Consider the following 21,805-nt stretch of genomic DNA (forward strand, 5'->3'; position numbering starts at 1 on the left):
AGGCTGGCGTTAGCTGGCCCAGGTAATGATGTGATCGATCCAGTCGCCGGCATCCACCTCGTGCACCACCTTGCCACGCACCGACTGACCGGCCTGGTGCATGGCGCTGCGGCTGCCGGTGATAAGCGGATGCCACTCAGGCAGGCTCTGCCCCTCCGCCAGCAGGCGGTAAGCACAGGTCGACGGCAGCCAGTCATATTCGGCAATCTTGTCGTGAGTGATCTGCAGGCAGTCCGGCTCTTTCTTAAAGCGGTTGCCGTAGTCGGAGCACTGGCAGGTCTTGGTATTGAGCAGGTTGCAAGCCACGTTGGTGAACACCAGCTCCTCGGTATCCTCGTCGATCAGCTTGTTCAGGCAGCACTTGCCGCAGCCGTCGCACAGGGACTCCCACTCCGTCATGGTCATCTGTTGCAGGTTCTTCGCCTGCCAAAATGGGGCGTTCTGCACGGGTTCACTCTGCTGCATAAAAATTGGCTCACTCAATACACTGACAAGCGCGTGGTTATACGCCCTATGGCCTGATTTTTCAAGGTTGGGGTAACTAGAGATAAGCTGGGCTTTGCGACGCTTTGTACCAACCTACCCCACTGTAGATAGTGGCGGAGCCGACAAAGCCCAAGATAAAATATTCTATTAAATAGCCGAGTCTGTGTTCGCAACACCAAATGGAATATGCACAGATGGTAAAATAGATGATGACTGCAAATGCAACCGTTGGTCATCGAAAAACATGTGTGGCCTTAATATATTTAATACTTTTGATTTTTCTACACCCCCCATAAAGAATGCCTCATTTACAGAAATCCCCCAAGACCGCATGGTATTGATAACTCGTTTATGAGAAGGGGCATTTCTCGCCGTCACAATCGATACTTTAAGCATAGGTAAATAACTTGAATCTTCTTTTTTCTTATCAGATTCAAGTTTTTGTATGTCAGATATACGCTGCAGAAAATTTTTAAGAGGGCCAGGATTATGTGGCACATCAACCAGCTCGGATTCATGAGAGTGAAAATCAGCTAATTGCCCTGAGCTTTTATAAACCCCTTCAGCTTCATCATCCGCAATAACTCCATCAAAGTCGAATGCAATCCTGAGCTCTAGGTCTTCAGTATCATCTTTGATATCACCACTCAAAATTTGACCTGCTGGATAACCTGCAAGCACAGCTTGTCGAACATCTTGATAATTAGCGGATAAAAACAATTCTATATCAAATGCAGGTATGTATATGTAAGGTGATTTACCTTGTAGGAACACCGCTCTAGTTATACCAAGCCCATAATGCTCAATCGAGTTCATTACTCTAAGCCCGGTGTCTGAATCATTTCGAGAAAGTAAGATAACCTCAACTAAAGGATCTTGTGGACATAACGTATTCAGCTTAAGCAAGCGGCGCACAAAAGGAAATGCAACACCTTTGTGCAATGGTTCATCTTGCTTCTCCCGTTGATACTCTCTGTAAGACTCCTCCCCCTTCGTCCTAAATATTTCATCAGAATCTTGGAGATCAAACAGAGCACTAGAAGATAAGCCAACAACTAATCTTTTTGTTAAATCATATGGCACGTTTCACCTTCCTACTTTTTAATTGATGTAATTCTGATCTGATATCATCAATCTTGCATTGATGCTTGACTTGAATCAAGCCAAGATGATTGGCTGCAGCTAGGTGGTTATAAAACTTTTTAATGAAAAAAGCCGCCCATTGGGCGGCTTTTTTATCAGAGATAACAGGCTAACTTACCAGCCGGTCACTTCACGCAGGGCTTTGCCGATATCGGCCAGGGAGCGCACAGTTTTCACGCCAGCATCTTCCAGGGCGGCAAATTTCTCGGCCGCGGTGCCTTTACCACCGGCGATGATGGCGCCCGCATGACCCATGCGCTTGCCAGCCGGGGCGGTGACACCCGCGATGTAGGAGACCACCGGCTTGGTGACGTGGGCCTTGATGTAGGCCGCCGCGTCTTCCTCGGCGTTGCCGCCGATCTCGCCGATCATCACGATGGCTTCGGTCTGCGGGTCATTCTGGAACATCTCGAGGATGTCGATGAAGTTGGAACCCGGGATGGGGTCGCCACCGATACCGACGCAGGTGGACTGGCCGAAGCCCTCGTCCGTGGTCTGCTTGACCGCTTCATAGGTCAGGGTGCCGGAGCGGGAGACGATGCCCACCTTGCCCGGCTTGTGGATGTGGCCAGGCATGATGCCGATCTTGCACTCACCCGGGGTGATGACGCCCGGGCAGTTGGGGCCGATCATGCGCACACCGGTCTCTTGCAGCTTCACCTTGACGTCCAGCATGTCCAGGGTCGGGATGCCTTCGGTGATGGTGACGATGAGCTTGATGCCGGCATCGATGGCTTCCAGGATGGCGTCCTTGCAGAACGGGGCCGGTACATAGATGACGGAGGCGGTGGCGCCAGTGGCTTCCACGGCGTCACGGACGGTGTTGAACACTGGCAGGCCCAGGTGAGTGGTGCCGCCTTTGCCCGGGGAGACGCCGCCGACCATCTGGGTACCGTAGGCAATGGCCTGTTCGGAGTGGAAAGTGCCCTGACCGCCGGTAAAGCCCTGGCAGATCACCTTGGTGTCTTTGTTGATCAGAACGCTCATTATTTGGCCTCCGCTGCTTTTACCACTTGCTGAGCTGCGTCAGTCAGACTCGTTGCGGCGATGATATTGAGGCCGCTGTCGGCCAGTTTACGGGCACCCAGTTCGGCGTTGTTGCCTTCCAGACGCACCACCACGGGCACTTTCACCCCCACTTCCTTGACGGCGCCGATGATGCCTTCCGCGATCATGTCGCAGCGCACGATGCCACCGAAGATGTTGACCAGCACGGCTTGTACCTTGCTGTCGGAGAGGATGATCTTGAACGCCTCGGTCACGCGCTCCTTGGTGGCGCCGCCGCCGACGTCCAGGAAGTTGGCCGGTGAGCCGCCGTGCAGGTTGACGATGTCCATGGTGCCCATGGCCAGACCCGCGCCGTTGACCATGCAGCCGATGTTGCCATCGAGGGCCACATAGTTCAGCTCCCACTGGGCGGCGTGCGCTTCACGGGGGTCATCCTGGGACGGGTCATGCATCTCGCGCAGCTTCGGCTGGCGGTACAGGGCGTTGGCGTCGATGTTGATCTTGCCATCCAGGCAGTGCAGGTTGCCCTTGTCGGTGATGACCAGCGGGTTGATCTCCAGCAGGGCGAAGTCGCAGTCCAGGAACATCTGGCCCAGACCCATGAAGATCTTGGTGAACTGCTTGATCTGATCGCCGACCAGACCCAGTTTGAAGGCCAGCTCGCGGGCTTGATAAGGCTGCGGGCCTACCAGCGGATCGATGGCGGCTTTGTGAATGAGTTCCGGGGTTTCGTGGGCGACTTTCTCGATCTCCACGCCACCTTCGGTAGAGGCCATGAAGACCACGCGACGGCTGCCACGGTCAACCACGGCGCCCAGGTAGAGCTCCTTGGCGATGTCGGTGCAAGATTCCACCAGGATCTTGGTGACCGGCTGACCGTTGGCGTCAGTCTGATAGGTCACCAGGTTCTTGCCGAGCCAGTTCTGGGCGAAGGCACGGATCTCGTCCTTGCTCTTGGCCAGCTTGACGCCGCCCGCTTTACCGCGGCCACCGGCGTGGACCTGGCACTTGACGACCCAGGTGTTGCCGCCAATCTTGTCGGCCGCTTCGGCCGCTTCCTGCGGGGTGGCACAGGCATAACCTTCGGAGACCGGCAGGCCATACTCGGCAAACAGCTGTTTTGCCTGATATTCATGCAGATTCATAGATGCTCTATCCGTGTTGTAGGTATTTCCGTCCGGGGCTCGTGTTTCTCAATCCCCTGTGAAAGAGGCCAGGGTGGCCCCTCGTTATCTTTCTAATTTCACTTTCACTCAGACGTTCCGTCAGGGCCGCAAGGGCCCCCGCTTGCCGCCGGGCGACAGACCCGGCGGCAAGCTTGTGGCGCGGACCATCAAGCCCGAGGGCTTGTCGATCCGGCCGATTTCTTTAGACGTCCAGCAGCAGACGGGTCGGATCTTCCAGCAGCTCCTTGATGGAGACCAGGAAGCCCACCGACTCGCGGCCGTCGATGATGCGGTGATCGTAGGAGAGCGCCAGGTACATCATCGGCAGGATCTCGACCTTGCCGTCGACGGCCATGGGGCGGTCCTGGATCTTGTGCATGCCCAGAATGGCGCTCTGGGGCGGGTTGATGATCGGGGTGGACATCAGGGAGCCGAACACGCCACCGTTGGTGATGGTGAAGTTGCCGCCGGTCAGTTCGTCCACGGTCAGCTTGCCGTCACGGCCCTTGCCGGCCAGATCCTTGATGGCCTTCTCGATGTCGGCCAGGCTCATGCTGTCGCAGTCACGCAGCACCGGAGTCACCAGACCACGGGGGGTGGAGACGGCGATGCTGACGTCGAAGTAGTTGTGGTAGACGATGTCGTCACCGTCCAGCGCCGCATTCACTTCCGGGTAGCGCTTGAGGGATTCCACTACCGCCTTCACGTAGAAGGACATGAAACCGAGCTTGATGCCGTGCTTCTTCTCGAAGATCTCGCCGTACTGCTTGCGCAGCTTCATGATGGGCGCCATGTTGATCTCGTTGAAGGTGGTCAGCATGGCGGTGGTGTTCTTGGCCTCCAGCAGACGCTCGGCGATACGCTTGCGCAGACGGGTCATGGGCACGCGTTTTTCAGTGCGACCGGCCAGCGGGGCGACCGGTGCAGCCGGGGCTGCAGCGGCAACCGGCGCGGCGGCAGGCTTGTTGCCACCCTTGATGAAGGCTTCCACGTCTTCCTTGGTGACGCGACCGCCCTTGCCGGTACCGGTCAGCTTGGCAACGTCGATGTCGTGCTCGGCCACCAGGCGGCGCACGGAGGGGCTCAGGCCATCGGCGGCGTCATCGGCTACCGCTTCCACCGGCTTCTCCTTGGTCTCTTCACCGGCCACCGGGGCCGGTTTGAGCATGGCGATCAGCTGGCGGGAGAGCACGGTGGCCCCTTCGCTTTGCAGGATGTCCCCCAGCACGCCAGCTTCCGGCGCCGGCACTTCCAGCACGACCTTGTCGGTCTCGATGTCAACCAGCACTTCGTCACGGGCAACCAGATCACCCGGCTTCTTGTGCCAGGTCGCGATGGTGGCATCCGCCACTGATTCCGGCAGGTCCGGTACTTTGATCTCGATAGTCATCTAATCAGTTCCTTGTTTACTTCTTGGCCAGCGGGCTTGTTCTTGGTCGAAGAGGACGCTCCCGGGGAGCGCCCTCTCCTTCACAACTCGTTATTCCAGGGTAAGTGCGTCTTCCACCAGGGCTTTTTGCTGCTTGGCGTGGACGGACATGTAACCGACGGCCGGCGAGGCCGAGGCCGGGCGACCGGCATAACGCAGACGGGCATGGCTTGGCAGCACGCTGTCGTAGTGATGACGGGTGCAGTACCAGGCGCCCTGGTTCTGCGGCTCTTCCTGACACCAGACAAAATCGGTGACGTGAGCATAGTCAGCCAGGATGGCGCGCACTTCCTCTTCCGGGAAGGGGTAGAGCTGCTCGATCCGCACCAGAGCCACGTCTTGCTGCTCGGCCTTGCGACGGGCATCGAGCAGGTCGTAGTAGACCTTGCCGGAGCAGAACACCACGCGCTTGACGCCCTTCGGATCCAGCGCATCGATCTCGCCGATGGCGTTCTGGAAGGTGCCTTCGGCCAGCTCTTCGAGCTTGCTCACCGCCAGCGGGTGGCGCAGCAGGGATTTGGGCGTCATCACGATGAGCGGACGGCGCATCGGGCGCACTACCTGACGGCGCAGCATGTGGAATACCTGGGCCGGGTTGGACGGCACGCACACCTGCATGTTGTGCTGGGCGCACATCTGCAGATAGCGCTCCAGACGGGCGGAGGAGTGCTCCGGACCCTGCCCCTCGTAACCGTGCGGCAGCAGCATGGTCAGGCCGCACATCCGGCCCCACTTCTGCTCGCCGGAGGAGAGGAACTGATCCACCACCACCTGGGCGCAGTTGGCGAAGTCACCGAACTGGGCTTCCCAGATGGTGAGGCCGGCCGGTTCGGCGCTGGCGTAGCCATATTCAAACGCCAGTACCGCGTTCTCGGTCAGCACGGAGTCGTACACCTCGAACGGACCTTGCTCGTCGTGCAGGTTGCACAGCGGGGTGTAGGTGCTGGCATCGGTCTGGTTGTGCAGCACAGCGTGGCGGTGGAAGAAGGTGCCGCGGCCGGAGTCTTCCCCGGTGAAGCGGATGCGGGAACCCTTGTCCACCAGGGTGGCGTAGGCCAGGGTCTCGGCAAAGCCCCAGTCCACCAGCTTCTCGCCGGCGGCCATCAGGCGGCGGTCTTCGTAGATCTTCTCGACCTGGCGCTGCAGCACATGGGTGGCCGGATACTGGCTCACCCGCTCGCCGAGGGCCTTCAGGTGATCCATCGGCACAGTGCTGTCATAGGGCATGGCCCAGTCGTGGCCCAGGTAAGGGGTCCAGTCGACGGAGTGCAGCTCCATCGGACGCCACTCCTTGCTCACCCGCTCACCGCGATCCAGAGTGTCGCGATACTCGTTGACCAGCGTGGTAGCCAGCTCCTGGCTGATGACACCATCCGCCACCAGCTGATCGGCGTAGATCTTGCGCGGGGTCGGGTGCTGTTTGATCTTCTGGTACATCAGCGGCTGGGTGGCACTCGGCTCATCGGCCTCATTGTGGCCGTGACGACGGTAGCAGACCAGCTCAATCACCACGTCGCGCTTGAAGGTGTTGCGATAATCCAAGGCAATCTGGGTCACCAGCACCACGGCTTCCGGATCATCACCGTTGACGTGCAATACGGGAGCCTGCACCGCCTTGGCGATGTCGGTGCAATATTCGGTGGAGCGCAGGTCACGAATATAGGAGGTGGTGAAGCCCACCTGGTTGTTGATGACGATGCGCACCGTCCCGCCGACGCCGTAGGCACGGGTCTGGGACATGTTGAAGGTCTCGGCCACCACGCCCTGACCGGCCATGGCCGAGTCACCGTGGATGGTGATGGGCAGCACGGTCGAGCCGTCCTTGTCACCGCGGCGGTCCATGCGGGCACGCACGGAGCCGATGACCACGGGGTTGACGATCTCGAGGTGAGACGGGTTGAAGGCGAGCGCCAGGTGGACGTTGCCGCCCGGAGTGGCGAAGTCGGACGAGAAGCCCATGTGGTACTTCACGTCACCCGTGCCCCAAGATTCGCCGTGCTTGCCGGCAAACTCGTCGAACAGGTCCTGGGCGCGCTTGCCCAGCACGTTGATCAGCACGTTGAGGCGACCGCGGTGGGCCATGCCGATGACGGCCTCTTTGCAGCCCTGCTCACCGGCGCGACGGATCAATTCTTTGAGCATAGGTACCATGGCATCGCCCCCTTCCAGGGAGAAACGCTTGGCCCCCGGGAACTTGGCACCCAGGTATTTTTCCAGCCCTTCGGCGGCAGTCAGGCTCTCGAGGAAACGGGTCTTCTCTTCGAGGGTATAGGTCCCCTTCCCTTCGATGGATTCGAGCCTGTCTTGCAGCCAGCGCTTCTCCTCGGTGGAGGTGAGGTGCATGTAGTCGGCGCCTATGCTGCCGCAGTAGGTTTTCTTCAGCGAGGCATACAGATCGGAGAGCACCATGGTCTCGCGACCGATGGCGTAGGAGCCCACGTTGAAGGTGGCCTCCATGTCCGCGCCTTGCAGGTTGTGAAACGCAGGGTCCAGTTCGGCAACGGTTTCACGCGCCCACAGGCCGAGCGGATCCAGATTGGCGTTTTGATGGCCGCGGAAGCGGAAGGCGTTGATCAGCTGCAGTACCCGCACCTGCTTGGCATCCACTTGCGGATCGGAGACGGGGGCACTGTAACGGGAGGGCTCCTTGGCCAGGCGACGGAAATAATCGCGGACCCGGGAATGGGGTTGTTCTATCGCATGGCCATTGACCTGGGGCAGCGAGCTAAACAGGCTGCGCCACTCTTCGGCTACGGATTCGGGGTCTTCCAGGAAGGATTCGTACAAATCCTCGATATAGCTTGCATTCGCACCAGCCAGGTGAGATGACTCCAACCAGGCCTTCATCACGCCGTTATGCATTTCTATCCCTTGTACATCTTGTTCACTGCAGCGCAGCTTGTAGGGGTCAAATAGCCATCCAGGCTGGATGGCTATCCAGAGGTCGGGCCTGGCGCGTGACGCCCTGGCCCTGATATCAAACAGCCCGGTTGAGCAGCATCGACTTGATGTGGCCGATGGCCTTGGTCGGGTTCAATCCCTTGGGACAGACGTTCACGCAGTTCATGATGCCGTGGCAACGGAACACGCTGAAGGCGTCATCCAGATTCCCCAGTCGCTCGGTCGCGGCGGTGTCGCGGCTGTCCGCCAGCCAGCGATAGGCGGCGAGCAGCCCGGCCGGGCCGATGAACTTGTCCGGGTTCCACCAGAAGGAGGGGCAAGAGGTGGAGCAGCAGGCACAGAGTATGCACTCGTACAGGCCATCCAGCTTGGCGCGCTCTTCGGGGGATTGCAGGTGCTCACGCACGGGCGGCAATTTTTCGTCGTTGATGAGGAAGGGTTTGACCTTCTCCCACTGGGTGTAGAACTGGGTCATGTCGATCACCAGATCGCGGATCACCGGCAGGCCTGGCAAGGGGCGGATAACGACGTTATTGCCCTTCTTCAGCAGATCGGAGAGCGGGGTGATGCAGGCAAGACCGTTCTTGCCATTCATGTTGAGACCGTCAGATCCACAGACCCCTTCGCGGCAGGAGCGGCGGAAGGCGAGCGTGGGATCCAGCTCCTTGAGCTGGATCAGTGCGTCGAGCACCATCATGTCGGAACCTTCAGGAATATCAAGACGATATTCCTTCATATGGGGGACGTTATCAACATCCGGATTGTATCTGTAGACAGAGAATGTGACGTTCATTGTGCTTGGCTCCGCAATCAGTAAGTCCGGACCTTGGGCGGGAACGCCTCACGGGTCTTGGGTGACATGTTGACAGCGCGACGGGTCATGGACTCGGTGTCCGGATGATAGAGGCTGTGGCACAGCCAGCTCTCATCGTCACGCTCCGGGAAATCGAAGCGGCTGTGGGCGCCCCGGCTCTCGGTACGGAAGTTGGCGGCCACCGCGGTGGCATAGGCGGTCTCCATCAGGTTGTCCAGCTCCAGGCACTCGATGCGCTGGGTGTTGAACTCCCTGGAGGTGTCGTCCAGACGGGCGTTCTTGAGGCGCTCGCGGATGAGTTTCAGCTCGGCCAGCCCTTCCGCCATGGCATCCCCTTCGCGGAACACGGAGAAGTTGTTCTGCATGCAGCGCTGCAGATCCTTGCGGATCTGGGCCGGGTCTTCACCGTTACGGTTGCTTTCCCAGCGGTTGAGGCGCTCGAGCGCCTTGGCGATGTCGGCTTCGGTGGCTTCCACGCCGTGCTCCATCGAGCCCAGGGTCTCCACCAGGTGCATGCCGGCGGCACGACCGAACACCACCAGATCCAGCAGGGAGTTGCCGCCCAGACGGTTGGCGCCGTGCACGGAGACACAGGCGATCTCGCCCACCGCGAACAGACCGACCACCGGCACGTCGTTGCCGTCCTTGTCTTGGGTCAGGCACTGGCCGTTCACGCTGGTCGGCACGCCGCCCATCATGTAGTGGCAGGTCGGGATAATGGGGATGGGTTCCTTGACCGGATCCACGTGGGCGAAGGTGCGAGACAGTTCGCAGATGCCCGGCAGACGGGATTCCAGTACCTCTTTGCCGAGGTGATCCAGCTTGAGCTTGATGTGCGGGCCCCAGGGACCGTCGCAGCCACGGCCTTCGCGGATCTCGATCATGATGGAACGGGCCACCACGTCGCGACCGGCCAGATCCTTGGCGTTCGGCGCATAACGCTCCATGAAGCGCTCGCCGTCTTTGTTCAGCAGGTAGCCGCCTTCACCGCGGCAACCTTCGGTCACCAGTACCCCTGCCCCGGCGATGCCGGTGGGGTGGAACTGCCAGAACTCCATGTCTTGCACGCCGACCCCGGCACGCAGCGCCATGCCGACACCGTCACCGGTGTTGATGTGGGCGTTGGTGGTGGACTGGTAGATGCGACCGGCGCCGCCAGTGGCGAGCACGGTGGCCTTGGCCTTGAAGTAGACGACTTCACCGCTCTCCATGTCGATGGCGGTACAGCCGACGATGTGGCCGTCCTGGTTCTTCACCAGATCCAGCGCATACCACTCAGAGAAGACAGTGGTCTTGTTCTTGACGTTTTGTTGGTACAGGGTGTGCAGCAGGGCGTGGCCGGTACGGTCGGCAGCCGCCGCGGTACGGGCAGCCTGCTCGCCACCGAAGTTCTTGGACTGACCGCCAAACGGACGCTGGTAGACGCGGCCGTTGTCGAAGCGGGAGAAGGGCAGACCCATGTTCTCCAGCTCATAGACGGCCTCGGGGCCGGTCTTGCACATGTACTCGATGGCTTCCTGATCACCGATGTAATCAGAGCCTTTCACGGTGTCATACATGTGCCACTGCCAGTTGTCGTCGTGGGCGTTGCCCAGCGCAACCGTGATGCCGCCCTGGGCGGAAACCGTGTGGGAACGAGTCGGGAAAACCTTGGAAAGCAGTGCGCAGCTCTTGCCGGATTGGGCAATCTGCAGCGCGGCGCGCATGCCGGCACCGCCGGCGCCGATCACGACCGCATCAAATTCACGAGTTGGAATAGTCACCTTACACACCCCACAGCACGACGAAACCCGTCATCAGATAGACAAACAGCACCACCACCAGTGCAAACTGCAGCGCACCGCGCAGTCCGACCGGCTTGATATAGTCGGTCAGCACCTGCCACAGACCGATCCAGGCATGGATCAGCACACACAGCAGCGCCAACAGGGTGAACACCTTGGTGAAGGTTTTCGCGAAGAAACCGGTCCACACCTCGTAGGTGATGTCGTTGCACGCAACGAAACCCACCAGATAGAGGACATAACAGGTCATGATGAGGGCGGTGGCGCGGATCAGGATGTAATCGTGAACACCGCTGCGCCCGAATGTTGCAGAATTGGTTACCATACCAGAACCCCCGCCAATACCGCCAAAATCGCAGTGATCACGAAGGCCACACGGGCACTCTGATTACCGGATTCCAGCTCTTCCCAATAGCCCATGTCCATGACCAGGTGACGCAGCCCGCCCACAATGTGGTAAGCCAGCGCGGTCAGGATCCCCCACAGCACGAATTTGACCAGGAAGTTGTCCATGATGGACACCACGGTCTCAAATCCTTCGGGAGAGGCGAGTGAAGTACCAAGCATCCACAGCAAGATTGAGAGCGCCACAAAGGTGATGACCCCTGAGACACGATGCAAGATGGAAGCGATGGCGGTGACAGGAAAGCTGATCGTCTGTAGGTCGAGGTTTACAGGTCTCTGTTTATTTTTCACGGCTTTGCCCACTCAGCTCCATTGAGCACGTTAGTTATTGTTTTTTCAAGCTTATGAGGGCATGGAGTGGCATTTGTTAGGTTTTTGTTACCAAAACAACTCGGGAAAGCCAAAAACGACATTTTCAATATCACATCTGGCTTTGCGAAAGCGTTTCAAACACCGACAGCCATCACCCACGAGGCGCAGTATATCGGCGGGCTTAACCAATGACAATCAATTAGCTACAAAGAAAACCCAAAACCGTAAACCAGATCTCACAACTGATTTAACAAAACATTAATGATCATCCAGCAAAATTGACAACAGACCTGAACTCTGTTTCAAATAAGGCGCTCCAGCCGCCCTGGTACGGGTCAGAACCTTTGCCAGCGTCATCAAACTCGTAATAAAGTAGAGCTGGAATCAAATTATAAAAGAGCAAAGGAGACGTGCTATGGCTGATAAGATAGCCACCCTACATCTGCCCGGCAAAGACCCGGTAGAACTCCCGATCCTGTCAGGAACTGTCGGACCTGACGTGATCGATGTCAGAAAGCTGGGCGCGCAAGGGTACTTCACCTTCGACCCCGGTTTCATGGCCACCGGTTCTTGCAAATCATCCATCACTTACATAGATGGCGATCAGGGTGTCTTGCTGCACCGCGGTTACCCCATCGCCCAGTTGGCAACTCAGGCCAGCTACCTCGAAGTCTGCTACATCCTGCTGTACGGCGAGGCGCCCACCAAGGCGCAATACACGGAATTCGAACGTCTGGTCACCCGCCACACCATGGTGCATGAGCAGATCGCCTTCTTCTTCCGCGGCTTCCGCCGCGACGCTCACCCCATGGCCGTCATGTGCGGCGTGGTCAGCGCGCTTTCCGCCTTCTATCACGACGCCCTCGACATCAACAACGAAGAGCACCGCGAGATCTGCGCCTTCCGTCTGCTCTCCAAGATGCCGACCCTGGCCGCCATGTGCTACAAGTACTCCATCGGTCAGCCGTTCATGCAGCCGCGCAACGCCCTCTCCTATGCCGGCAACTTCCTGCACATGATGTTTGGCGTGCCGACCGAAGAGTACAAGGTCAACCCCATCGTCGAACGCGCCATGGACCGCATCTTCACCCTGCATGCGGACCACGAGCAGAACGCCTCTACCTCCACCGTGCGTTTGGCCGGCTCTTCCGGTGCCAACCCGTTTGCCTGTATCGCTGCGGGGATCGCCTCCCTGTGGGGACCGGCCCACGGTGGTGCCAACGAAGCCTGCCTCAAGATGCTCGAGGAGATCGGCTCCGTGGATCGCATCCCCGAGTACATCGCCAAGGCCAAGGACAAGAACGATCCGTTCCGTCTGATGGGCTTCGGTCACCGGGTCTACAAGAACCACGACCCCCGTGCCACCGTGATGCGCGAAACCTGTCACGAGGTACTGACCGAGCTGCAGATCAAGGATCCGCTGCTGGACGTGGCCATGGAGCTGGAGCGCATCGCGCTGTCCGACCCCTACTTCATCGAGAAGAAGCTCTACCCGAACGTGGACTTCTACTCTGGCATCATCATGAAGGCCATCGGCATCCCCATGTCCATGTTCACCGTGATCTTCGCCATCTCCCGTACCATCGGCTGGATTGCCCATTGGAACGAAATGCACTCGGATCCGGATCAGAAGATTGGCCGTCCGCGCCAGCTCTACACCGGTCAGCCGCAGCGCGAGTTCACCCCGCTCGACCAGCGTTGAGTCACGGGTTTCGGATATTTTGTTACAAAGGCGGTCATTGACCGCCTTTTCATTTGCCGCTCTAATGCCCCCCTTTTAGCCAAGGAGTCCATCATGAGACCATTATTCATCAGCGCCGGCGCCGCCCTGCTGCTCAGCGCCTGCCAGAGCGCCCCTGCCCCGACCGCCGGCGAGACCCTCTACGTCAACAGTCAGCTGGTGCACTGCGTCGGTGTCGGCCCCATGCAGTGCATGCAGGTGCGCAGCGACGAGCAGCAGCCCTGGACCCTGTTTTATCAGCAGATCGAAGGCTTCCAGTTTGAGCCCGGCTACCGCTACCAGCTGAGCGTCAGCAAGGAGCAGCTCACCGATGTGCCGGCAGATGCCCCTTCCCTGCGCTACCAGCTCATCAAGGTCGTCAGCAAACAGGCGGCGCGCTGATCAAAAAAGGCATCATTTGAAGATGCCTGTTCAGTTGGTGACCCGCTTCTGGTAGGCTGGCTGACGCATTCACTATTTAATCAGCGTTTTCGGGCAGCCATGCCCTGTCATTATGATCAAGATCCGCACGACCCGGGCCAACGACTGGCCCGCCATCATGGCCATTCAGGACGAGTGTTATCACCAGCTGGATCCTGAACCCATCGACGTCATGAGCAACAAGGCCGAACTGGCGCCCGACTGCTGCTGGGTCGCCGAATATCAGGGCCAAGTACTGGGTTACCTGCTCTGCCACCCCTGGCGCGCCCACCAGCCACCGCCCCTCTCCGTGTCCATGCAGCGCCTGGCCGGCAACGACGAGTTCTATCTGCACGATCTTGCCGTCTCCAGACAGGCTCGCGGCAAGGGGATCGGCCAGCGGCTGCTCGCCACCGCCCTCGCGTTTGCCACCGACGAAGGGTTCGAGCACGCCGGTCTGGTGGCGGTACAGGATGCGCCAGCCTTCTGGCGCAAGCAGGGGTTCAAGCCTGCCAGCACCCAGAAATCCCTGGCCGAATATGGCGAGGGCGCCACCTACATGCGACTGCCGCTGCAGGCGCGGGCTTGACGAACACCCAATAAAAAAGGCGCCTTGCGGCGCCTTTTTTGCAACTCATGACGGGCTCATCAAGCCTTGTACTTGCTGAACACCAGGGAGGCGTTGGTACCGCCAAAGCCGAAGCTGTTGGACATGACGGTGTTGAGGTCGGCCGCTTCGTATTCACGCACGATGGGCAGGCCCACGGCTTTCTCGTCCAGATTCTCGATGTTGATGCTGGGGGCGATGAAGCCGTGTTCCATCATCAGCAGGGAGTAGACGGCCTCGTGCACGCCGGCGGCGCCCAGAGCATGGCCGGTCATCGCCTTGGTGGCAGAGATCTTGGGACCGTTGGCACCAAACAGGGTCTGGATAGCTTCCAGCTCTTTGGTATCACCGACCGGGGTGGAGGTGCCGTGGGTGTTGATGTAGTCAACCTTGCCAACACCTTGCATCGCCATCTTCATGCAGCGCACCGCGCCTTCACCGCTCGGGGCGACCATGTCGTAACCGTCGGAAGTGGCGCCGTAGCCGGTCAGTTCGGCATAGATGTGAGCACCACGAGCCAGCGCGTGCTCCAGCTCTTCGATCACAAGAATGCCGCCGCCACCGGAGATGACGAAACCATCGCGGTTCGCATCATAGGTACGGGACGCCTTTTCCGGCGTGTCGTTGTATTTGGTAGACAGCGCGCCCATGGCGTCAAACTGGATGGTAGAGGACCAGTCCAGCTCTTCACCGCCACCGGCGAAGACCACATCCTGTTTGCCAAGCTGGATCAGCTCCATGGCGTGACCGATGCAGTGAGCGGAGGTCGCGCAGGCGGAGCTGATGGAGTAGTTCACGCCCTTGATCTGGAACGGTGTCGCCAGGCAGGCAGAGGTGGTGGAAGACATGGTGCGCGGCACCATGTAGGGACCCACACGCTTGACCCCTTTCTCGCGAGCGATGTCCACAGACTCGGAGGTGTTCTTGCCGGAAGCACCACCCGAACCGACCACCAGGCCGGTACGCTCGTTGGAGACCTGGTCTTCCGCCAGACCGGCATCTTCAATGGCCTGCTGCATGGAGAGGTAGGCGTAGGCCGCGGCGTCACCCATGAAACGCATGACTTTACGGTCGATCAGTTCAGACGGATCGAGTTTGATGTTACCCCAGACACGGCTGCGCAGGTTGTGCTGCTCGAACTGCTCGGAATAGGTGATGCCAGATTTGCCTGCTTTCAGGGAGGCCAGCACTTCTTCCTTGTTGTTGCCGATACTGGAGATGACGCCGATACCGGTGATCACTGCTCTTCTCATTAATTCATCTCGTCTGGAAAAACTGGCACCGAGTCTACCCGCTTTCGGCTGCCAAACTGGTCTGCTTTCACGTAGAATGCCCGCGATTTTGTGACGCGAGCCGAGGAAAACGTGAGTCAAACATCCTTACATCATGCCCGATTGGACTGGAATGAAGCGGGAACTCCAGTCTCCAGTGAGTTCGGGGATGTGTACTTTTCCAATGATAACGGTCTAAGTGAAACCCGCTACGTCTTTTTGCAGCAAAATCGGCTGCCAGCGCGATTTTCGCACCACGATAGTGACATTTTCGTGATAGGTGAGACAGGTTTCGGCACAGGTCTTAACTTTCTGGCGACAATGGCCGCCTTTCTGGAACAGGCGCCCCAAACCGGCAACGGTTCCCGGCTGCACTTCATCAGTTTCGAAAAGTACCCGCTCACCCAGGCCGATCTGCGCAAGGCGCTGGCGGCCTGGCCCGAGCTTGCCCACCTGAGCCAGGATCTGATTGCCCAGTGGCCGCTGCCGGTCTGCGGCTGCCATCGCCTCATCTTTGCCGGCGGCCGCATCCGGCTCGATCTCTGGCTTGGCGACATCAAGGAGATGCTGCCCCAGGTGCCCCACCCGGCAACGGGGCTGGTGGATGCCTGGTATCTGGATGGCTTCTCGCCGGCCAAGAACCCCGAGATGTGGACCCAGGATCTATTCGACGGGCTGGCCCGTCTCGCCCGCCCCCAGGCAACCATCGCCACCTTTACCTGTGCCGGTTTCGTGCGCCGCGGCCTGATTGCCGCCGGCTTTGCCATGCAGAAGGTGAAAGGGCACGGCAGCAAGCGGGAGATGCTGGCGGGCGAGCGCGCAGACAAACTGCCGCAGCAGACCATAGCCCCCTGCTATGCCCGTCCGGCCGGGCGGGCGGGAGAAGTGCTGATCATCGGCGGTGGCATCGCCTCGGCCATGACGGCGCTCTCGCTGGTGGAGCGGGGCCGCAAGGTCACCCTCTTGTGCCAGGATGACGAGCCGGCCGGCGGCGCCTCCGGCAATCGCCAGGGAGCGCTCTATCCGCTGCTCAACGGTGAGCACGATGCCCTGTCGCGCTTCTATTCGCTGGCCTTCGGCTTTGCCAGAAGCCGACTGCTGTCCTTGGCCGAGCGCCACCCCATCGCCTTTTCCCTGTGTGGCGTCACCCAGCTCGGTTATGACGACAAGTCCGCCGCCAAGCTGACCAAGATGGCGCAAGGCCCCTTCCCGCCCGAACTGATGCAGGTGCTTTCCGAGCCAGAGGTCGAGCAGGTGGTCGGCCTGCCTTGCGGCCACGGCGGCGTCAGCTATCCGCTGGGGGGCTGGCTCTGTCCGGCCGATCTCACCCGCGCCGCCATCAAGGAGGCGCAGGCCGGCGGACTGCTTGAGGTACTCTTCAATACACAGATCACGACCGTGACCGAACAGGCGGGTGGCTGGCAAGTCGAAAGCTGTGACGGTCGCCGCTGGCAGAGCCCCACCCTGGTGGTGGCCGCCGGACACCAGTTGCCGGCGCTCATCCCCTTTGCCGAGTTGCCGCTCTATCCGGTGCGCGGCCAGGTGAGTCATGTGCCCACCTCCGCCAGCCTGAGCCGGCTCAATACCGTGCTCTGTTATGACGGCTACCTCACCCCAGCCAACGAAGGCCAACACTGCATCGGCGCCAGCTATGGCCGCAACCAGACCGAGCTCGCGTTTCGCGCCGAGGAGCAGGCCCAGAACCAGGCGCGCCTGCAGGCCTGCCTGCCGCAGCAGCGCTGGCCTGCCGAGGTGGACGTGAGCGGCAACCAGGCCCGGGTCGGCGTGCGCAGTGCCAGCCGGGATCATCTGCCGGTGGCGGGGCCGGTCGCCAGATTGGCGGCGCTGGCGGATCACAATCTGAAGGCGCCCGTTGATCAGCAGAGTCCATTGCCCCTCTACCCCGGTCTCTATGTGCTGGGGGCGCTCGGCTCACGGGGTCTGTGCTCGGCCCCCCTCTGCGGCGAGCTGCTCGCCAGCGAGATCTGCGGCGATCCGCTGCCGCTGGCCGCCGATCTGCTGGAGGCGCTCCATCCGGCCCGCTACTGGGTACGCAAGCTGCTCAAGGGCAAGCCGTTGCAGTAAGCCTCAGATGCTCAGCTCAAGTGCCCGGCAAGGCGCAACAAAACGGGCTCCCCAAGGGAGCCCGTTTTTCATGGATGGTATGTGGCGTCAGATACCCTTAGGCCAGTTGAGCCCCAGCTTGCGGCCATGGTCGGTCTGCTGCTGCAACTGGGCAAAACGCTCGCGCAAGCTGGCCAGCCCCCCCTGCCCGTGCTGCCAGGCCTGATACTGCAGGGCGGCGCAGTCACGCTCCACCGGCAGCTGCGCCAGCTGGATGCCGAGCTGGCTCACGCTCTCCAGCAAGATGTCCTTGTGGCGGCTCTCGTAATCGAACATGGCGGCCACCAGTTTGTCCCACTTCTGGCGCTCGGCGACGGAGGCCTTGGCCTTGTCCATCCAGTTCGGCACCATCACCTTGATGCGGGTGGTGACCTTGACCTGCTCCAGCTCGCAGCGCTGCACCCCGGGGCTGGTCTGCAACTGCCAGGAGAGTTGATAGCTGGCCATGCCGATGTGGCCATTGGCCCGGGCTGTGCCCGCATTGGTCATCTGGCGGGCCAGGCTCGCCACATCCGGCCCGGAAACCCGATAAAACTGGAAGTCTACCTTGATGTCAGGCACCGCCTTGATGCCGGTGTAATGGGAACTCTCGGCCCCTGCGGTGGCGGCGAACAACATCAGTGCCACCATGAAAAGTTTGCTGACCATTCCCATCTCTGCTGCCTTGACCTCGTTGCTGGCGGGGTTGTTATTTTAATTAATAATCAACGCATTAATATTCAAAGCAGGAGATTAACCGCGATCCCCGCGACTGTCACCTACTCCCGTCACAAAGCCTAAGTGTCAGCTTGACAAGTCGCAACCCCGCGCCCGTATTGATTTGCAAGCGAGATCACAAGTGATGCGCTACATCATGGTGGGTTACCCCTTATTGGATAATAATCGCCGAGTTTTATGTCGATGCATTTCGGGATTGGCCAGATTAACCTCCAAGTTGACGCCAATAATGCATCCACTCCCATTCGTACTCAGGAACTCACTCTATGATGGAACTCCTTATTGGTACCCTGGTCACCCTTGCCGTGGGCCGCTACATCTTCAAGGGCTACTCGGCCACCGGGGTGCTGCTCAGCGGCGGCCTGCTGCTGCTGGCGATCACCGCCCTGATGGGCAAGGCGGTGCTGCCCGCCAGCGTCACCTCCACCGGGCACGTGGCCACCGACGTGTTCGAATACGTGCGCTTCCTGCTGGTAGACCGGGGCGGCGGCCTTGGCATGCTGATCATGGTGCTGTGCGGCTTCGCTGGCTACATGAGCCACATCGGGGCCAACACCATTTTGGTGAAGCTGGCGAGCAAGCCGCTCGGCGTCATCAAGTCCCCCTACATCCTGCTGGTGGCCGCCTACCTGGTGGCCTGCGCCATGTCGCTGGCGGTGAGCTCAGCCACCGGTCTGGGCGTGCTCTTGATGGCTACCCTGTTCCCGCTGATGGTCAACATGGGGATCTCCCGCGGCGCTGCGGCAGCGGTGTGCGCCTCACCGGCCGCCATTATCCTGGCCCCCACCTCGGGGGACGTGGTGATGGCCGCCCAGGCCGCCAACATGGAGCTCATCGAGTTTGCCTTCAAGCTGACCCTGCCCATCTCGCTGGTGGCCATCGCCGCCATGGCGGTGACCCACTTCTTCTGGCAGCGCTATCTGGATCAGAAAGCCGGTGAGCACAACGCCGCCGTCGCCCCGAGCGATCTCATCACCGACGCGCCCGGCTTCTACGCCATCCTGCCCTTCACCCCCATCATCGGGGTGCTGCTGTTTGACGGCAAACTGGGGCCCAAGCTCGACATCGTCACCATCATCGTCATCTGCTTGGTGCTGGCCGCCCTGCTGGAGCTGGTACGCAAGCGCAACGGCAAAGAGCTGCTGGACGGGTTGCAGGTGTGCTGGCGCAGCATGGCCGATGCCTTCGCCGGCGTGGTGATGCTGCTGGTGGGGGCCGGGGTGTTTGCCCAGGGGCTGATGGGGCTCGGCTTCATCGCCAACCTACTGGATCTGGCCCAGAGCTTTGGCACCGGCGGCATCGTCATCATGCTGGTGCTTGTGGTCATCACCACCCTGGCTGCCTTTACCACGGGTTCGGGCAACGCCCCCTTCTACGCCTTCGTGGAGCTTATTCCTCATCTGGCCACCAGCCTCGGCGTCAACCCGGCCTACCTAGTGATCCCCATGCTGCAGGCCTCCAACCTGGGCCGCACCATCTCGCCAGTCTCCGGGGTGGTGGTCGCCTGTGCGGGGATGGGCAATCTCTCTCCGTTCGAGGTGGTCAAACGTACCTCGCTGCCGGTGGCCGTCGGCCTGCTGGTGGTGATCCTCGCCACCCAGATCATGGTGCCTGCCTAAAGGTGCCGGGGCGCCCTGAGCGGATGCCCCGCCTTTCCCCACTCTGCCAGTCCGGCCTGCCGCCGGGCTGGTATCTCCCCCCGCCATTGGAGTAGACTCGGTGCTCGCTCTGCCAGCCCGGTCTACCGCCGGGCTGGTATCTCCCCCCGCCATTGGAGTAGACTCGGTGCTCTTTTTTCTCTAAGGAGGACCGAGATGAGTATTACGGTTCAACTTGCCCATTTCAGTGACTGCCACTCCCATTTCGACGGCGCCCCCATGCGCTTCGCCCCCGCAGGTGAGTCCGAGTGGCGCACCCAGTGCGGCGGCTATGCCCGTATCCTGACCCGGCTCAACGCCCTGCGCCGGCAGGCGGACGAGGCGGGCCAGTCCTGCCTGTTTCTGCACGGTGGCGACACCTTCCAGGGCTCGCTCTATTTCAACCGCTTCAAGGGGCGGGCCAACGCCGATCTGCTGAGCCTGTTGCGACCGGACGCCATGGTGATCGGCAATCACGAATTCGATCTGGGCAACGGCCCTCTGGTGGAGTTTTTGCGCCAGCTCGATTTTCCGGTACTGGCCGCCAACCTCGACAGCAGCCAGGAGCCGGTCGATACCCCACTCCCCCTGCGCGGCCTGCCCAATCTGCACGATGCCAGTCGCCCCTGGCAGCGGCGCCTGCTCGGCGGCGTGCCCTTCGCCCTGCTTGGCATCACCTTGCCGCAGATGGCCGCCATCGCCAACCCGGATGGCCACACCCGCTTCCACGGCATCGAGCAGACCCTGAAGGCCGCACTGGCAGAGATCAAGGCCGCCGGCATTCAGCACATCATCCTGCTCAGCCACCTGGGGCTAGAGCAGGACAAACGGCTGGCCGAGCGTTTCCCCGAGCTCAGCCTCATCATCGGTGGCCACACCCACAGCCTGCTGGGTGAGCTGGCGCCGCTCGGGCTCGACAGCGAAGGCAGCTACCCGCTGATGGTGAACGGGGTGGCTGTCCTGCACGCCGCCCACAGCGCCCTCTGCCTCGGGGTGTGCGAGCTGACCTTTGACCAGCGCGGCCGGGTTGAGCGCAGCCACGGCCAGCTGGAGTGGCTGCCCTGGCAGCCCTGGCCCTTTGCCGGCAATCCGCCGGCCGGGCTCACCTTCTGCGACCCCGATCCCGAACTGGAACAGCATCTGGCCAGGCGCTACCGGCCCGAGCTGGAGACCATGACTCAGCGCATCGTGACCCGCCTTGACGAGCCACTGCACCACCAGCGGCTGCCCGATGCCAACCTGCCGGCCGGCAGCCAGGTCGCCCCCCTGGTGGCGAGCGCCATGCTGACCAGCGCCCGCGAGCAGGTCGGTCAGGTGGACTTCGCCCTGCACAACGCCGGCGGAGTGCGCTGCTCCCTCGAACCCGGGCCGCTCAGCGAAGCAGACATCGCCGGCCGCCTGCTGCCCTTTGCCATCCCGCTCACCCTCTACAGGGTGCACGGCCATGAGCTGGCCGAGGCGCTGGAGGGGGCCATCGACAACGCCACCAACAACGGGATGACGGGCAATGGCAGCGGCAGCTTCCCCTACACCGCCGGAGTGCGCTTCTGTTATCAGGCGGATCAGCCCAAGGGGCGCCGGATCACCCGGCTGGAGTGGGAGCGTGCGCCTGATGAGTGGCAAGCGGTCGAAGCCGACGCCATCTATCGGGGGGTCTCCAGCGCCTACACCGCCTCCGGCAAGGAGGGCTACACAGCGCTGGCCCGCACCCTGACCCAGCACAATCAGGAACTCGGCATCACCCTGGCGGATGCCTTCATTCGCTGGGCCCGCTATCTGCCGGCGCTCACCGCCATGCCGGCGCGGGTGGAGTATCAGGGGCCGACCGCCGGCTGATCCCCCGCCAGCCGGGGCGAAAGCC

Annotated in this window: 18 protein-coding genes; 6 read left to right on the top strand and 12 right to left on the bottom strand. The window is 60.7% G+C overall.

Translation table 11 applies throughout. The features are described 5' to 3' along the window. Nucleotides 1-9 precede the first annotated feature (9 nt). From G5134_RS11100 to sdhC, 10 genes are all read right to left on the bottom strand, one after another. Nucleotides 10-465 carry a YcgN family cysteine cluster protein gene (locus tag G5134_RS11100; RefSeq protein WP_065017748.1) on the bottom strand — a complete coding sequence of 152 codons (456 nt, stop codon included), beginning with the start codon at nucleotides 463-465 and terminating at the stop codon, nucleotides 10-12. A gap of 168 nt (nucleotides 466-633) precedes the next feature. Further along, complete coding sequence (locus G5134_RS11105) at nucleotides 634-1,569, bottom strand: 5'-nucleotidase (RefSeq protein ID WP_005300224.1); 936 nt, start codon at nucleotides 1,567-1,569, stop codon at nucleotides 634-636. A gap of 174 nt (nucleotides 1,570-1,743) precedes the next feature. Beyond that, nucleotides 1,744-2,616: a succinate--CoA ligase subunit alpha gene (gene sucD / locus G5134_RS11110; RefSeq protein ID WP_005300222.1), complete on the bottom strand. Its 873-nt coding sequence runs from the start codon at nucleotides 2,614-2,616 to the stop codon at nucleotides 1,744-1,746. Beyond that, a complete protein-coding gene (gene sucC, locus G5134_RS11115; RefSeq protein WP_005300220.1) occupies nucleotides 2,616-3,782 on the bottom strand; it encodes an ADP-forming succinate--CoA ligase subunit beta in 1,167 nt (388 codons plus the stop codon). The genes sucD and sucC overlap by 1 nt, the downstream gene beginning before the upstream one ends. A 223-nt stretch (nucleotides 3,783-4,005) precedes the next feature. Then, nucleotides 4,006-5,193, bottom strand: a complete 1,188-nt coding sequence (odhB, locus tag G5134_RS11120) for a 2-oxoglutarate dehydrogenase complex dihydrolipoyllysine-residue succinyltransferase (protein WP_005300217.1) — start codon at nucleotides 5,191-5,193, stop codon at nucleotides 4,006-4,008. A 90-nt stretch (nucleotides 5,194-5,283) separates the two neighbouring features. Continuing rightward, nucleotides 5,284-8,094 carry a 2-oxoglutarate dehydrogenase E1 component gene (gene sucA, locus G5134_RS11125; RefSeq protein ID WP_026458850.1) on the bottom strand — a complete coding sequence of 937 codons (2,811 nt, stop codon included), beginning with the start codon at nucleotides 8,092-8,094 and terminating at the stop codon, nucleotides 5,284-5,286. A gap of 115 nt (nucleotides 8,095-8,209) precedes the next feature. Beyond that, on the bottom strand, nucleotides 8,210-8,926 hold the full coding sequence (locus G5134_RS11130; RefSeq protein ID WP_010634177.1) for a succinate dehydrogenase iron-sulfur subunit: 717 nt from the start codon (nucleotides 8,924-8,926) through the stop codon (nucleotides 8,210-8,212). Nucleotides 8,927-8,943: 17 nt separating this feature from the next. After that, on the bottom strand, nucleotides 8,944-10,710 hold the full coding sequence (gene sdhA, locus G5134_RS11135; RefSeq protein WP_017779962.1) for a succinate dehydrogenase flavoprotein subunit: 1,767 nt from the start codon (nucleotides 10,708-10,710) through the stop codon (nucleotides 8,944-8,946). Between the two features lies 1 nt (nucleotide 10,711). After that, a complete protein-coding gene (gene sdhD / locus G5134_RS11140) occupies nucleotides 10,712-11,056 on the bottom strand; it encodes a succinate dehydrogenase, hydrophobic membrane anchor protein (RefSeq protein ID WP_005300209.1) in 345 nt (114 codons plus the stop codon). Then, on the bottom strand, nucleotides 11,050-11,439 hold the full coding sequence (gene sdhC / locus G5134_RS11145; protein ID WP_005300207.1) for a succinate dehydrogenase cytochrome b556 subunit: 390 nt from the start codon (nucleotides 11,437-11,439) through the stop codon (nucleotides 11,050-11,052). Before sdhC ends, sdhD begins: the two co-directional genes overlap by 7 nt. Nucleotides 11,440-11,863: 424 nt before the next feature. On the opposite strand from sdhC, the gene G5134_RS11150 reads away from it, so the two are divergent. From G5134_RS11150 to G5134_RS11160, 3 genes are all read left to right on the top strand, one after another. After that, nucleotides 11,864-13,150: a citrate synthase gene (locus G5134_RS11150; protein WP_005300205.1), complete on the top strand. Its 1,287-nt coding sequence runs from the start codon at nucleotides 11,864-11,866 to the stop codon at nucleotides 13,148-13,150. 93 nt (nucleotides 13,151-13,243) lie between these two features. Then, nucleotides 13,244-13,570: a DUF4377 domain-containing protein gene (locus G5134_RS11155; RefSeq protein WP_005300200.1), complete on the top strand. Its 327-nt coding sequence runs from the start codon at nucleotides 13,244-13,246 to the stop codon at nucleotides 13,568-13,570. Between the two features lie 112 nt (nucleotides 13,571-13,682). Next, complete coding sequence (locus G5134_RS11160; RefSeq protein WP_005300196.1) at nucleotides 13,683-14,177, top strand: GNAT family N-acetyltransferase; 495 nt, start codon at nucleotides 13,683-13,685, stop codon at nucleotides 14,175-14,177. A gap of 59 nt (nucleotides 14,178-14,236) precedes the next feature. Here G5134_RS11160 and fabB read toward each other — a convergent pair whose 3' ends face one another. Beyond that, nucleotides 14,237-15,448: a beta-ketoacyl-ACP synthase I gene (gene fabB / locus G5134_RS11165; RefSeq protein ID WP_421232016.1), complete on the bottom strand. Its 1,212-nt coding sequence runs from the start codon at nucleotides 15,446-15,448 to the stop codon at nucleotides 14,237-14,239. Between the two features lie 90 nt (nucleotides 15,449-15,538). On the opposite strand from fabB, the gene mnmC reads away from it, so the two are divergent. Further along, nucleotides 15,539-17,551, top strand: a complete 2,013-nt coding sequence (gene mnmC, locus G5134_RS11170) for a bifunctional tRNA (5-methylaminomethyl-2-thiouridine)(34)-methyltransferase MnmD/FAD-dependent 5-carboxymethylaminomethyl-2-thiouridine(34) oxidoreductase MnmC (RefSeq protein WP_197495609.1) — start codon at nucleotides 15,539-15,541, stop codon at nucleotides 17,549-17,551. A gap of 87 nt (nucleotides 17,552-17,638) precedes the next feature. Here the strand turns inward: mnmC and G5134_RS11175 are convergent, their stop codons facing one another. Next, nucleotides 17,639-18,238 carry a DUF922 domain-containing Zn-dependent protease gene (locus tag G5134_RS11175; RefSeq protein ID WP_197495610.1) on the bottom strand — a complete coding sequence of 200 codons (600 nt, stop codon included), beginning with the start codon at nucleotides 18,236-18,238 and terminating at the stop codon, nucleotides 17,639-17,641. A gap of 335 nt (nucleotides 18,239-18,573) precedes the next feature. Here G5134_RS11175 and dcuC point away from each other — a divergent pair, with 335 nt between their 5' ends. Next, nucleotides 18,574-19,926: an anaerobic C4-dicarboxylate transporter DcuC gene (dcuC, locus tag G5134_RS11180; protein WP_005300187.1), complete on the top strand. Its 1,353-nt coding sequence runs from the start codon at nucleotides 18,574-18,576 to the stop codon at nucleotides 19,924-19,926. A 195-nt stretch (nucleotides 19,927-20,121) separates the two neighbouring features. Continuing rightward, nucleotides 20,122-21,780 carry a bifunctional metallophosphatase/5'-nucleotidase gene (locus G5134_RS11185; protein WP_065017751.1) on the top strand — a complete coding sequence of 553 codons (1,659 nt, stop codon included), beginning with the start codon at nucleotides 20,122-20,124 and terminating at the stop codon, nucleotides 21,778-21,780. Nucleotides 21,781-21,805: the final 25 nt, after the last annotated feature.

The sequence above is a fragment of the Aeromonas sp. 600276 genome (genome assembly GCF_049175815.1).
Classification (GTDB): domain Bacteria; phylum Pseudomonadota; class Gammaproteobacteria; order Enterobacterales; family Aeromonadaceae; genus Aeromonas; species Aeromonas dhakensis.